Here is a 14878-nt window from a genome sequence, read left to right on the forward strand (position 1 = left end):
TCCGTTCCTACTGTCATACCGCCAGGTTTGGCCGTCAGGATCAATCTGCTGGTACTAAGCTAGTCAGGCTTTTAAGCCTGATCACTAGCGGTGATTTTACTGCCTAAATCTGTCCATCGAGTCATCTTGATGGGGCGGCTACATATTCTCTCACATGAAAAAACTTTTATATGGCCTAATAGGTCTAGCAACTCTGCTAATTATTGTGGCAGGGTACTACACCAAAAAGCCAACATCACAAGAGCAGATGGTCCATTTGCTTGAACAGATAAATTATAAATTTAAGGATTACCGAAATGATTTTAGCCCTGAATCACAGCTAGCTCATATGGACTCCACAATGGGGCAATCGGGACCGATTGAAGGGGCTATGTTTACCAAAGCCAATACGCTGATGAAATTGGGCGAAGAGGAAAAGGCAATCGTTGTTCTTGAAAGTCTGGAAAAAATTATCAAGAAAGATAACGCGACGGCACGACGATTAGTCCTGGGTGAACTAGCGATGGCTTACCTACGCTTGGGTGAACAAACGAACTGTGTTGCCAAACATTCTACAGAGTCCTGCATTTTACCGATCCAGGGATCAGGCATCCATAGCAATCAGACGGGCTCCAAAAAAGCAATTGCGCTATACGAATCCCTACTGAATGAATACCCGGATGATTTGGAATCTCGCTGGCTACTCAATCTGGCTTACATGACACTAGGGCAATATCCAAAGCAGGTTCCCAAAACCTGGTTAATCCCTAACATGGTGGACACAACGCATCGAATCAATCCGTTTCAGGATGTGGCTAAAAGCCTGAAGCTAGATGTGAACAATATGGCCGGAGGAGTTGTGATCGAAGATTTTGACCACGATGGTTATCTAGACGTAGCCCTCTCAGCCTGGGGACTTGATGAGCCTATGCACTATTTCAAGAATAACGCGAATGGCACATTCAGCGATCTTTCTGAAGCCTCTGGTTTACATCAGATTACGGGTGGTCTGAACATGATGCAGACCGATTACAATAACGATGGGTTTGCCGACATTTTTGTTTTGAGAGGTGCCTGGCAAGGAGCCTTTGGTGAACAACCCAATTCATTACTCCGAAATAATGGCAATGGTACGTTCACGGATGTAACGATTCCAGCCGGGCTTCTGTCCTTTCATCCAACCCAAACCGCTACCTGGAATGATTTCAACAATGATGGCTGGGTAGACGTGTTTATTGGTAACGAAACGTCCAATTCATTTCAGACAGGTGCCGGAAAAATGCATCCCTGCGAATTGTATTTGAATAATCAGGATGGTACGTTCAAGGAAGTTGCCAATCTGGCCAACTGCAATATTGTTGGGTATGTCAAGGGAGTCACATCGGGCGATTATGATCATGATGGCTGGAAAGACCTGTTTCTGTCGACGGTAGATGGCAATCGGTATCTATTGAAGAACAAGGGGTTACGTAATAAGGTGGTCCACTTCGAGGATGTATCGCTGGATGCTGGTCTGCGCAAGGAAACAGGCAATTCATTCACCACCTGGTTCTGGGATTATGATAACGATGGATGGCTGGACATTTTCGTTTGTGATTATACATTTCAGGGATCGCTGGCGTTTTACGAAGCCTCGGAGGCCCTGCACAAGCCAATAGGTCAGGCTGGTACTATTTATCTGTATCATAACAACAAGAATGGTACGTTCACCAATGTTTCGGCCGAAGCGGATCTCCAGAAAACAACCTTCTCTATGGGAGGTAACTTTGGGGACATTAACAATGATGGCTTCCTGGATATGTACCTTGGCACAGGAAATCCAAATTACAAATCGCTGGTTCCCAACAAACTGTACCTCAGTCAGGGCGGCAAATCGTTTGCCGATGTAACCGCATCTGGGCGAGTGGGCCATCTGCAAAAAGGTCATGGCGTTTCCTTTGCCGATATGGACAATGACGGCGATCAGGATATATACATCGATATGGGTGGGGCCTACATTGGCGATAGTTACCAAAATTCGTTGTATCTGAATCCTGGCCAGAATACCAATAACTGGATTTGCCTAAACATACAGGGAACCAAAGCCAATCGGCTAGCCATTGGCTCGCAGGTGAAGTTGACGTTTCGGGAAAATGGCATGAAACGGAGTATATATCGGGAGGTGAATTCAGGTGGTAGTTTCGGGGCTTCTCCCCTACGCCGGGAAATCGGGATTGGCCGTGCAACAACGATTGATGAAATCGAGATTCGCTGGCACGGCTCCAAAACAGTTCAGGTATTTCGGAATGTTAAACCGAATCAGTTCCTAAGCATTACCGAAGGCAGCAACACGATGAATCGAGTGGTGCTCAAAACACTGAATTTCAGCAAGGAAGTTGCCCCTATTTGCCGTACACCTGTAGCATCGGCTGCCGCAACCGTCAATCGAAAATCCAATTAACTACGTCAGTCGGTCTCCAGAACAGAAGCAACAGGTATGCTTTAGAGACCGACTGCCAAATCCATTGATCACTCAATTAGGCTTTTGTCCATTAAAGCTGATCTATTCATTAAAAACATGAAAATCTCAACAGAATTAATCGGTAGTATTCCGCGTCCAGTATACCTACAGCAAGCCATGGCTGCATTTTCGTCAGGGCAGCTCAACGCTCAGGAATTGGGCGAGTTAGCCGATAAGGCAACCAAGGAGACGATCCAGGAATTGGAAAAATTAGGTTCGCCTATCCTGTCTGACGGAGAGCAGTCGAAGCCTAGTTTTGTTACTTATCCGCTACAAGGTCTTCAGACTCTGGCTTCTGATGGGGTAGTGATTCCGTTTGCCGATGGTCATACCCGGCAGTTGCCCAAGCTGACGGCTGGCCCTTTTCATTATACAACCTTTGCCAACTCCTACCTTCATAAAGCGCAGGAGTTTTCATCTCTTCCCATAAAACAAGCCGTCATTTCGTGTTCGGCAATAAGCCTGCTATATCCACAGGAAGGCATCGATGGCTACTCACGGGATCAATTTTTAGCGGATTTGGTCAATGACGCTGAAGCCGATATTCGGACCTGTTTGAACAGTGGCGCTTATAAGGTACAGATTGATTTTACTGAAGCCCGGCTGGCCATCAAACTGGACCCAAGCAAACAATTACTGGCGGCTTTTATCGATTTGAACAATCAGGTACTGAATCGATTTTCTCCCGAAGAAAAACAGAAGATTGGTGTTCACTCCTGCCCCGGTGGTGATCATGATTCTACGCACAGCGCTGATATCCCTTATAGCGAATTGCTGCCTTTGCTCTTTTCACTGGAAGCGGGTAATTTCTATCTGGAATACGCAGCAGAGACCGACAAGAAGGCCGCTCTCAATGCCATAAAACAATCCATACGACCAAATCAACGGGTGTTTTTGGGCGTTACGAATGTTCTTGATCCTCGCGTAGAAACTCCCGAAGAAATCCGGGATTTGATTCTGGAAGCTGCCGAAGTTATTCCTATTCAACAACTCGGCACTACCGACGATTGTGGCTTTTCACCTTTTGGCGACGATACATCTACAGCCCGAGAAATTGCTTTTGCAAAAATCCGCGCCCGACTGGAGGGGACCAAATTAGCCGAAAACGCTATCACCGCTTAAAAAAATCAACTACTAATTGACGCTTAAACTTATCAAACGAAATACACAGGATAACTTCTAAAAGACTACTCAAATGGCACATATTCAATTACCCGAAGGATTACCCGGCATCTTGGGCCCTATGGCGTTCAGCCCGCAAACAACCAAGCCACTAAACGAACTGGCCGAAGTTCTACTCCGCACAAACGATACCTTAAGCCCAGCCGAACGGGAAACCATTGCCGCCTTTACTTCTCGCCGGAATGATTGTTTTTTTTGCTCAACAAGTCATGGTGCAGCAGCCGATTACCTGCATGGCCGAGAAGCGAATGTTGTCCAGCAAACATGGAATAATTATCAGACTGCGCCCATTTCACCAAAATTGAAAGCGCTCTTGACCATTGCGGCTAGTGTACAACAGGGTGGTAAACACGTAACGCCTGAGCAGGTTGAATTGGCACGTGCCGAAGGCGCAACCGACAAAGATATTCACGATACAGTCCTGATTGCAGCTGCTTTCTGCATGTACAATCGCTATGTAGATGGGCTGGCTACCTGGGCTCCTAAAGATCCGGCGGTATATGCCGATATGGGCGAAACCCTGGCCACAAAAGGCTATGTGCATTTTAATGAGCCACAGCCAGCTTAACTCCTCAATAACGGCTTTAAAAGTTTAAAACTAGATTAGGTTGACATATACCCCGGCTGCTCTGTGGCCGGGGACATATTGAAAAAATTACGTCAAACGATTTCTAACGCCTTTACCCTATGAAAACAAATAAATGGAAGATGTTGCTGCTGGTTTGGTCGGCTATGTTTCCTTTCAGCACCGCAGTAAGTTATGGTTTGTCACAGGTCTCTTTTGTCGCACACTGGCCTTTAGTCGCCCGAACATTTTGTTTAACCTGCCTGCTAGTACCCTATATGGTATTTATAGCATTGCCATTTTTAACCCGGCGATTCCAGCATTGGCTGCAACAAAATCCGCACTCAACGCCAGGTCAATCCAGTCAGTCAGAGCAATTGCTGGTTGATCAATCAACAAAAATCCAGTCCGAAATCAGTGGTATTTCACATCAACAATACGTGTTATCATAATCATACGCTGGCATTTTTGCCCACGAGCTTTACCAATTAATTCATTTTATTTCACCCAAACAAAGTATGGAAACGCCAAACGAACAAGTGCTGAAAAATCAGGAATCAATTCTATCCAACCAGGAAAGTATTCTCAAAAACCAGGAGGTTATCCTTAAAAACCAGCAAACACTGGATTCGATTCTCGATAATCAACAAACGATTATCAGCAATCAGGACAGTATTTTGGGCAACCAACAATCTATCCTCAAAAACCAGCAAACGCTGGACGCTATTTTAGCGAATCAGGAGACAATTCTAAGTCTGCTGAAAAAGTAAGTTGTAACTTCTGGAAGTTATGCCGGATTGTACCCGTGGGTACAATCCGGCCAATTAATACAGTTAAGGATTACAGTTTAACCGGGACTGGCATAGTAAATGCACGACCAGTTCCGGTTGTTAGTTATTATCATTTACGTTGCCAATACTCACTGTTTCAGTACCCCACCATGACTACATCTGCGCGGCCTTCCCGACGTATTCCGATCCTGTACATTCTTTTTCTCATCAGCATCTTAAGCGGATGGGTGTATTACATTACGTCGCTACCCGACATTAGCTTCCTGGCGCGTCGATGGGCAGCTTCACTTACGATGGTGCTTGGTTCGTTCATAGCGGGCTCAAGTCCAGAAGGAAGCGCAGCTATTTCATATCCGGTGTTTACCCTGCTACTCAAGATTCCACCACCCGTAGCCCGCAATTTTTCGTTTGCCATTCAGAGTATTGGCATGACCTCGGCCTCACTCTTAATTTTGGGGCTTCGGGTTCGGGTAGACTGGAATTACATTCGTTATGTGACACTCGGCGGAGTTTTCGGATTGATTTTCGGAACGTATTATGTAGTGCCCCTGGTGTCGCCGGTGATGGCGAAGCTCTTTTTTGTATCACTCTGGCTGAGTTTCGGCATTACGCTCTGGCGTGAAAACCGCCGACCACAGCGCGAAGTACACGATTCAATTACACCATTTTTACCCGTTGACAAGCGAAGGTTGGCTTTGTTTGGTATTGTAGGCGGTGTTATTTCATCAATTTTCGGGACGGGTATCAACATTTTCACGTTTTGCCTCGTCACGATTTATTACCGATTAAACGAAAAAGTCGCAACGCCCTCCTCGGTTATTATTATGACGATCGAGACATTGTTAGGCTTTTTTCTGCATGCTCAGATTCTGCACGATTTTAGTCAGGAATCGTTCGAGTTGTGGTTAGCCTGTGTGCCAATCGTTGTCTTCTTTGCTCCACTAGGTGCGTTTGTCATTACGAAACTCCCACGCGAGTCGATTGCCCGCCTGTTGTACGTAATCCTTTTCGTGCAGTTTGTTGGCGCAATGGTCGTTATTAAACCTTCGCTGCCTCAATTGTTGCTTTGCGCCTGTACCTTGGGTGGCGGTCTCGGTCTGTTTGCGTTACTGGCCCGATCGCAACGAACAGCCGCTAGTTGATGGACTCCTCAGGAAAGGCGCCTGCCTTCGTTAAATCAGGCAGATGTCTACCGCATTAATTCATCAAACGTGATGCTCAGGTAGTACAAGCCACCAATTCGTGCCAGACCATAGCCCTGCGAGTAATATTTGTTCAGGATGTTCGTGCCGCCCAATTTGACAACCGATTTCCAGACTGGAACTTTGTAAGATACCTGCGCATCTAAACTTGTCCAGGCAGGCAACCACACATCGCCTGCCGTGATGCCCTGTTCAAACCACATTCGTTCCGTCCAGCGAAACGAGACGGTAGCGCCCAATCGATCTGTCAGTTGCGGATTGTTCAGGCTGATGTTATAGCGATTTTCGGGCGAGTTGAAGTAATTGCGCCCTTTCTGAACAACTTCCGGATTGCTCATCTTCCGCTTAATAATCGGCGCACCCGCATTATCATTGATTACGTTACCCTGTGCATCCCGAAGCGTTACCGTTCCAACCTGATGGGCGTAGTTTCCACTCAGGCTGAACCCCTTGCCCAAACCATACTCCGCTCCTACTGCCCAACCCTTTACAAAAACCTCGTTTGTGTTGTTATAATTGATTTGGAGCACCCGATAAGCGTTTGTCGTTAAATCGGAGATTTGACCAGTTGTCGGTTGATAAAAGCGCTGAGCAACAATAAAATCGGAGTATTTACTCTGGAAATACGTTGCATCGATGTATAGCTTATCGGTAAGCAAAGTCTTATAGCCCACTTCCCATGTCTTAATCTTCTCCGTCTTGAAAGTAGTTGGACTGTAAGCACGACCCCGAAGTTGGTCTTCGGTGATACGACCGTTTAAATAATCATTCACGTCGCTGTCCAGGTAAGCGGGATTTGATACCAATCCGGCCGACGCTGCCACCGACTGCAAACCGCCCACTTCGCCCGCTTGTCCAGCAGCCGGAATCGAAAACAGTTGATTTGGCGAGGGATTTCGAAACGCCGACTGCCACGATCCCCGAAAATTATGCGGCCCAATACTGACCACCGCCGATGCCCTAGGACTGAAACCACCGTCTAAATACTGGTTTTTATCATACCGAACCGCTACCGTTGGCTTCACCGTTACCATGCTTAGTTTTATTTCTTTCGAAGCCTGTATGTAAGCACCATACTCATCGATGGTATATTCTGAACCGTCTGGTTTCAGCGCAACGACTGTACCACCCGTATTCAGCGCGTAATGCCGAATGCTACCACCCACAATCACCTCAGCAACATCCAGGAATTTGGAGAGGTTGTACATGCCCTCATAATGCCACAAGGCCGAATTATCGCGAAAACCGAGCCCTTTTGCCCCTCTATACCCCGGAACTGAATCGGTATTGTACGTATTGGCAAACGCATCACGCACCGCATTGAAGCGGTCTGAGCCAGGCAGGTAGCGCCCCCGATCGGCAGTGGCGCGGGAGTCCCCAACAATAAATTTGTTATCGATATAAACCTGACCAAACTCAGCAGCCCACTGCCCAAGCGATTTCCAGCTGTTATTGATCGCAGCAGCCATTTGACCAATGTTCCAGGCTTCGGCTTTTTGTTGGGTTGTATAGGCTCGCAGAAAGAAATTTTCGCCCCGCAGTTCAGCTTTGACCTGATGTCGCTGATAGTCGGGGAAGTATTCACGGAAGTTAGCTGTACGGATAAAATTACCGTTTCCATAATACCAGCCTATAGAGGCTTCGATGTTTCCGGGCAGTTTGTAATGCAGCGATACATTGGCCCGGTTGTTAAATACCTTCCCATTATTTCCCAGTAATTCTAATTCAGTATACCCTGTACGAGTCACTAACTTATTCTGCAACAACACATTGGCATAGTCTTTTGGGAAAGTGTATGCGCTTCCATTAGCGGTTATTTCGTCGCCATATATGTTCAGGCCATCGTATTGAAAATTCGTGTTGGCGTTGCTATTCTGTAAATAGCCAATACCCGTTGCGATGCCTCCCCGATTCGGATCGGTTGCCAAAAAGTTAGCCCGCGAACGAGTCTGTCGATCACTGTAATCGTCGGCAATGAAATCGGTGCCGCTAAACCGCTGAAAATTCACTTTAAACGCAAACCGAGGACTAACTTCTTTCGCATAACGAATGGCGACGTCGCCGTAACCTTTTGGTCCAAAATCATCTTTCCCGAAATTATTAGCACCAACCTTTAACTGAACGCTTAGCCCCTGATACGTAAATGGATTTTTACTCGATGTGAACATGAGTCCCTGCATCGCATCGGGTCCATACAGTGCCGACGAGGCTCCCGGAATCAGCTCGATATTATCGATATCTAAATCTGAAATACCCGCTACGTTCCCAAAACCGAACCCTAAACCCGGCGACCGGTTATCCATACCATCGGTCAGTTGCAGAAAGCGACTGTTATTATTTGACCCAAAACCACGAAGGTTAACCGTTTTAAATGCCAGGCTTTGTGTCAGAAAATCAACGCCTTTTACGTTTTGAAGTGCATCGAAGGGCGTAGCAGCAGGCGACTGCTGAAACTGTTTTGTTCCTAACTTTTCGACCGTTACAGACGCTTTCTGGATGTCTTCTGGCACCCGGCTAGCCGCTACAACAATTTCGCCGGTCAGAACGGTAACAACTTCTTCCGAAAGCTTTATAGTGAGGCTCCTGAAATTATTTCCGCGTACCAGCACATCCTTCTGCTGATATCCTATAAATGAGACACTTATGGTTAAGGGCAACTCGACGTTGGTTTCTAGTTCAAACTGTCCGTTGTTCTGTGTAGTCGTACCGATGTTCGTCCCGCGGATTAATATGGTTGCTCCCGACAGCGGTTGATCTTTATCATCGGTTACGATACCAGCCATATTAATTTGCGCCTGAGCCGTTAGCCCGACCAGAAGCATAAAAGTCAATAAAAGAAAGAGTTGCCTCATATAGGACGTGTTGAGTAAGCAATACAGTAAGAAAGGTAAACAAAAATAACAGAAAACAGAAAAGCTGTTTACGTTACCCCTGATAACGTAAACAGCTTCTGAGAATTGGAAAAACTTATGATTTGGCCCCCAGGCCAACCTACCTAAAGGTTTAAGGATTCAGGGTTTTCTGACTCATCTACCCGTTTTAAAAACGAAGTCTCATGACTACCTAACTATAAGCAGGCAGTCATGAGACTTCAGGAATTTTACACTTTGCTCAACTAGAACGTATACCGTAACGTAGTTCCGTATGTTCTCGGATCGCCTACAATACCGGCATAATGCCCGGCACTACCTGGAGCGGCCAATAACTGCTCATAATAGTTTGTGTTGAACAGGTTTCTAGCCCAAATGAAAATCGAAATTCCACTAGAAGCCCTAAAGCCAAGGCGGCTATTTATCAGGGAGTAGCCATCGATATTCAAATATTGAGAGGGTGATGGACTCGACGAAAATGATGACCGATAGAAAGCATCTACGCCAAAGAAATAATTTCCTTTTAAACCGATGAGCAGACCAGGAGCGGTTACTTCGCCACCTACCGAACCAGACCATTTTGAAATACCGGGCAACACACCCCCCGAAATGTCTTTAAAAGCTTGTTCCCCACCCGTTTCTTCGAGCGGAACCGGCGCATTCGTAAACGACACATATTTACCATCTGTATAAGCTACAGCTGCGTTAAGCGTTAAGCGATTGGCAATTCGCACATTTCCATCGACTTCCACCCCCATCACGCGCACCTTCTCTGCATTAGCCAGATAGCCTCTGTTCACGCCCGGTTCAGGCGTTTGTACCTGTGTCTGAAAGTCTTTGATTTCGGTGTTATAAAATACCAGATTCAGGGTAGAGTTCGGTGTTGGTCTTGTTTTCAGACCAAACTCAAGGTGATTTACGTGCTCTGGCTTCACTCGGGCCAGGTCAAGTAATGTCTGGCCATTGGCCGTTGGCAATCCACCAATATTAATACCGACAGGTTTATAGCTAATTGCATAAGTTCCAAAGGCGTTGATGGCTCTTCCAACCCGATATTGCAGGGTAACCTGACCAGAGAAATTACCCTCAGATACGTCCGTATCGAACGCCTGATTCGTATAAACTGCGTTTTTTAACGCTAGCAAAGCTGGATCAGTCGTTTGCAGACCTCCGTAGGTTTCTCGTTTATAGTTGGCAACTTTTTTGTCGTAATTATACCGGACACCGGGTAAAATGTGGAATTTATCTGACAAGGCCCAGTCAAGTTGGCCAAAAGCAGCTAACCCCGTGCTTTGAATACGGTTGGTTGTCCGGATACCAAAGTTATCGAACAGACCTGGTGTTTTCCAGAGCGCGCTCGTTGAGCTTTGCGCAAAACGCCATTGAGCCGAACCCGCTTCTTCGGTCTGTACGGGGTCCGATTTCAGATCCTGCCAAAGACCAAACAAACCGACAACACCACTCAATTGGGGGGTAATTTTACCCGCATAGCGTATTTCCTGCGACCACTGATCATGAACCGAGTTACCGGACGAAATCGTAAAGACAGGTAAGCCGATATAGTCACGGTCATTCAATGGGGTCCATTGCCAGTGACGCCACGCTGTGGTAGACGTTAATGTACCGTTTCCGATCTTAATATCTGCATTGACAGATACCCCACCCAGGTTGTTATCTGCTTTTGATGGCGTATCCAGATCAACAATCCGTTCGAAAGCGCTTGAATACGGAAGTTTATAATTTAAATCGGCAATAATGGCGTTAAATTGACGATAGGCAGCCCGTTTGGTAGGAACCACACCCGCTACTGGCCAACCATACCCATTCGGCTTTTGCGACGAAATATCCCCGATTATCGTGATTTTGACATTATCGCTTGGCGTGTACAGGAGTTGTGTTCGTACACCAATATTGTTGATATCGTTAATGGGGAGCTGGGTATGTACATTGTAAAATGTCCCGTTTCGTTGTGTACCCGTAAACGATACTCGCGCGGCAAGTTTTTTGCTCAGTGGCCCCGTCAGTGAGCCTTTAGCCTGGATGTACCCATAATTACCATAGCTCAGTTCAAAACTGCCGCTTGGGGTAAAACCAGCAGCACGCGTTGTGATATTAAATGCCCCCGCCGTTGTATTCTTGCCAAACAACGTTCCCTGGGGCCCTCGCAACACCTCTACCTGTTCAATGTCGATAAAATCGAGTGCTGTAGCCGCCGGGCGAGCGTAATAAACACCATCGACATAAAACCCAACACCAGGGTCAATTCCGTCGTTTGTCAACCCATATGTAGAGCCTAAGCCACGAATATTAAGCGTTGTATTCCGGGCATTAGAAGCATATAACTGAACGGTGGGCACCAACTCTTTTAATCGGTTCACGTTAAAAGCACCGGCATCTTCGGCACGGTTACCACTGACAACGGAAATTGGGATGGGAACTTCCTGCGCCGATTCCTGACGACGACGAGAGGTGATTACGACATCGGCTAACTGATTACTACCTTCATCAAGTTTAATCTCGGTATTGCTCTCATTTACAACCACTTCTTTAGTTTGATAGCCCAAAAAAGAGACCACCACTGTGAATGGAAGTTTTTGGCCGGTCAACAGTTTAAATTCTCCGTTTTGATCTGTAGCTCCACCATTTGTTGTTCCTTTAATAACTACAGTTGCTCCAATCAAATTTTCGTTGGTGCGTGAATCAATGACCCGTCCAGTCACTGTTGAATTTATAACCGGTGCATTTTGTGCGAATGAAAATAAGGGGATAAGAATGGCCCCAATTAATAAAACTGACGTTAAAATTTGTCTCATACTGGTTTATTACGAATTGCTGTTGGTGGTTCTGAGCGTCTGTATTTCTACATTCTCCCTATTCTCCCGGTTGTAGATAGACTATTAGTACTTATAGTCTATTGAATTAATAGGTTATGCAAAACAGCAGTATCTTCCTGTCACTTCCAAATAAAAGGAAGCAAATTCACCTGGTCCGATCGATTTTCTTGATTAAAAAATAGTTAAACTAAAAATAAGCCAATAAAAGACCTTCGCCTACACACTGTGATGGCTTTGGCATTAGTTTTATCCAGCGCTACTACTAGTACAGTCATGTACAGAGGCTACTCATAGAAGATCGAATGGCTCCTCTTTCTCTAAAATTCCTACTGGAAATAGCCCGTCAGTTCGCCGTAGCCCACTACATGACCACTCATTGCATCAAGAAGCGTGTGTTTATCTGGAACAGTTGAAAAGGAAAGCAGTTGATCGAGTGCGTAGATTCGAAATACATAGGCATGTCGCCCTGCGGGTGGGCAGGCGGCCATAAATGCCTGATTGCCTAGTGAGTTTTTACCAACCTTACCACCCAACATATTCATCTGCTCATCGCTAACGGCTTCGGGTATACTATGCACTGAACCAGGCAAATTATATATGGTCCAGTGCGACAAGTTAAACACAGGAAAGGCAGGCGTAGGAACATCGTAATCCGTCGCCATAATCACATAGGATTCAACTGTAGTCTGATCTGTTTCCCACATCAAAGCAGGCGATATGCCCTTCCCCCGACAACTGCAATCCTTGGGCATATCTCCATTTGGTGGAAAGGAACGACTCGAAAGTGCTATATTTTTTTTGAGTGTGGCAAGATTTTCTTCCTCACTCTGTCGACCAGTTTTTGCCCGAATGTGCATGATCAGCACTACCAGACTAACGAGTAGTAGCAGGCCCACCGGGAGTCGCCAATAGTTACGCATAAAAAAGTCGGTTAAATGCACACTCGCATCTAACCGACTGTTCCTGAAAAAGTTTAAAATCAACTACTTACGCACTAAATAATCTTTACTAAGTAGTTGATTAAGCAGCCCGGCTACTTTGTGGGCGACGTAAAATGGTTGAGCGTAACGGGCCCGCACTGGTAAGCGCTTCTTCAATTACTTGCTCCGATACCATTCCTAGATGATTGGCACGTTTCAGCACATAATCGAATGGCATATTAAAATAATTGGCCACTTCGCTGCGGAAACTATCCGGGAACCGGGTTAATCGCAGACCGAAGAATTTACGCACTTCTGTTTCGGGAAGCATGGCTGCCAGCGCCACACGTTCGGCTTCGGCTAATAATTCTTTTCGTACCGGAAACAGGTACTCAAGGCCAACGGAGGCTGTTAAAATATTCAGAAAGAGGTTTTTATACATAGCCGACAACTCGGCTGGCAAAATAACCCACCCCTGCTCACGAAACTTACCCGAAAAGCCCGTCAGGCCCTGTTCGCCCCTAATTTCACCGGCAATAAATTCATCCGGAAAACGTAGTCGCTCATCGGTTTTCTGTAGCCGAAAAACAACGGCTTCAACGGGGCTTTTGTGAAATAAAAGCGTAGCAGGCATGGCACGCGTATTTTCCCACTGATCGGTCATCCGCATAAACAGACTCTCGTTAACAGGCAGATTGTCGGAGTTACCCAGGCTAATTAATATTTGGCGGAAAGCAGCCAGAAAATCGATCTGAAGCTGATTCGGATTCGAACGTCCTTTTTTCATGCGGCTTGAGTAGCCAGAATGTTGATTTTATTATACCAACACCCAGCTCATTAGTATGGTTGTCTGTTGTAAAATCGGGGAGGTAAATATACACAACAAACCGCTGATTACAAAGGGTTAACACAAACATAATTAGAGCCCTACAACTAATCTTAATCCAGGAATTACATTCTTGAAAAAACCATTCATATAGAAGTCTGACTGAACTTTAAACAGCTTATTCTGGTAGACTGTACCACCAAACCGAATCGTGTTCGATTCGAAGTAAGAACCTCTTCGATAAACAGGAATTCCTATATAAAACGAAGCAATTTGTCGGCTAAAATTTGTGAATCGACTTCCTTTATTCGCCCGGTAAAAAGTGACTCCAACGTTCAGAAAGTCGTTTCTAAATGTTTGAAAACCGCCATCGGCTCCCTGCTGAAAGAAGAAGTTCGATGTATAGCCTACCTGATACCCAATACACTTCAGCTGACTGGGTATTAATTGAACGTCAAAATTGAGTGAGGGCACCCATTGGTTGCGAATCAATCCGACCCCAACTCCTGGTTGTAAACTCAGGAATGGGCTCGCCACTGCCCCAACCCGCTGAACTTTGGTTTGTTTGTCAGCACTCTGAATTAAGGCAAATGATATTCTAGGATTGGTCAGGTCGTGGTTTTTATATGCTCGCGTAGCCTCAATGGCTTGCTGCAGTCGCTGATTAACCCCTCCTCCTTTAAGCAATCGCTCAATATCATGAAGGTTATTGACGAATAGATAAATACTAAAATCATCGGGAATAGCCTGCGACACAGATGATACCCAGACAATTTGCAATGTGTCTTGCAGGGTCTTCATCTGTAACGGTTCATCCCCATCCCGAAACCGAAACGAAGCGGTCGATTGAGGTGTATAATGCATGGCAATCGTTCGATCTGTTTCACCGAGCCGAACCAGTGCGTGAGTCGCCTGAGTTGGGCTTTGGGTGGTGTCTTCTATTTTATGATAGTCGGCAATAACCAGGCGTAATACGGAGTCAACATTTTTCCGGGCCAGCAGCTGCGTATATCGGTCAAATCCAATAAGGAGCGTATTTCGTTGGCCTAACTCGACTTCAATCTGGTTAAGGCCAATAAACTTTCGTTTGGCGCCTGTTTCGGTTAGCAGCGGACTTTTCGTTTCGGATAGATGTGAGCCTGTGGGTTGGGATATAGCAATCCCGACTATGCTCAACAGAAGCATAGTAATCAAACAAAATAGACGCAT

Annotated in this window: 11 protein-coding genes; 6 read left to right on the top strand and 5 right to left on the bottom strand. The window is 45.9% G+C overall.

What is annotated here, in order from left to right; all coding sequences use genetic code 11:
- Positions 1-154: 154 nt before the first annotated feature.
- From ACYVGR_RS34220 to ACYVGR_RS34245, 6 genes are all read left to right on the top strand, one after another.
- Positions 155-2419: an FG-GAP-like repeat-containing protein gene (locus tag ACYVGR_RS34220; protein ID WP_460964882.1), complete on the top strand. Its 2265-nt coding sequence runs from the start codon at positions 155-157 to the stop codon at positions 2417-2419.
- Positions 2420-2536: 117 nt separating this feature from the next.
- Positions 2537-3601 carry a cobalamin-independent methionine synthase II family protein gene (locus tag ACYVGR_RS34225; protein WP_460964884.1) on the top strand — a complete coding sequence of 355 codons (1065 nt, stop codon included), beginning with the start codon at positions 2537-2539 and terminating at the stop codon, positions 3599-3601.
- 73 nt (positions 3602-3674) lie between these two features.
- Entirely contained in the window at positions 3675-4229 is a 555-nt protein-coding gene (locus tag ACYVGR_RS34230; protein WP_460964886.1) for a carboxymuconolactone decarboxylase family protein, read from the top strand.
- Positions 4230-4348: 119 nt separating this feature from the next.
- Entirely contained in the window at positions 4349-4678 is a 330-nt protein-coding gene (locus ACYVGR_RS34235; RefSeq protein ID WP_460964888.1) for a hypothetical protein, read from the top strand.
- Positions 4679-4744: 66 nt separating this feature from the next.
- Positions 4745-4996 (top strand): hypothetical protein, encoded by a 252-nt coding sequence (locus ACYVGR_RS34240; RefSeq protein WP_460964889.1) that lies wholly within the window; start codon positions 4745-4747, stop codon positions 4994-4996.
- Between the two features lie 170 nt (positions 4997-5166).
- Positions 5167-6159, top strand: coding sequence for a sulfite exporter TauE/SafE family protein (locus ACYVGR_RS34245; protein WP_460964891.1), 993 nt, complete (start codon positions 5167-5169; stop codon positions 6157-6159).
- Positions 6160-6206: 47 nt separating this feature from the next.
- Here the strand turns inward: ACYVGR_RS34245 and ACYVGR_RS34250 are convergent, their stop codons facing one another.
- From ACYVGR_RS34250 to ACYVGR_RS34270, 5 genes are all read right to left on the bottom strand, one after another.
- Positions 6207-9071: a TonB-dependent receptor gene (locus ACYVGR_RS34250; RefSeq protein WP_460964893.1), complete on the bottom strand. Its 2865-nt coding sequence runs from the start codon at positions 9069-9071 to the stop codon at positions 6207-6209.
- Positions 9072-9334: 263 nt separating this feature from the next.
- Complete coding sequence (locus ACYVGR_RS34255) at positions 9335-11902, bottom strand: TonB-dependent receptor (protein ID WP_460964894.1); 2568 nt, start codon at positions 11900-11902, stop codon at positions 9335-9337.
- Positions 11903-12249: 347 nt separating this feature from the next.
- Positions 12250-12843: a YbhB/YbcL family Raf kinase inhibitor-like protein gene (locus ACYVGR_RS34260; protein WP_460964896.1), complete on the bottom strand. Its 594-nt coding sequence runs from the start codon at positions 12841-12843 to the stop codon at positions 12250-12252.
- 100 nt (positions 12844-12943) lie between these two features.
- Entirely contained in the window at positions 12944-13630 is a 687-nt protein-coding gene (locus ACYVGR_RS34265) for a hypothetical protein (RefSeq protein ID WP_460964898.1), read from the bottom strand.
- A gap of 132 nt (positions 13631-13762) precedes the next feature.
- Positions 13763-14878 (bottom strand): hypothetical protein, encoded by a 1116-nt coding sequence (locus ACYVGR_RS34270; protein WP_460964899.1) that lies wholly within the window; start codon positions 14876-14878, stop codon positions 13763-13765.

It is taken from the genome of Spirosoma litoris, from assembly GCF_054776755.1.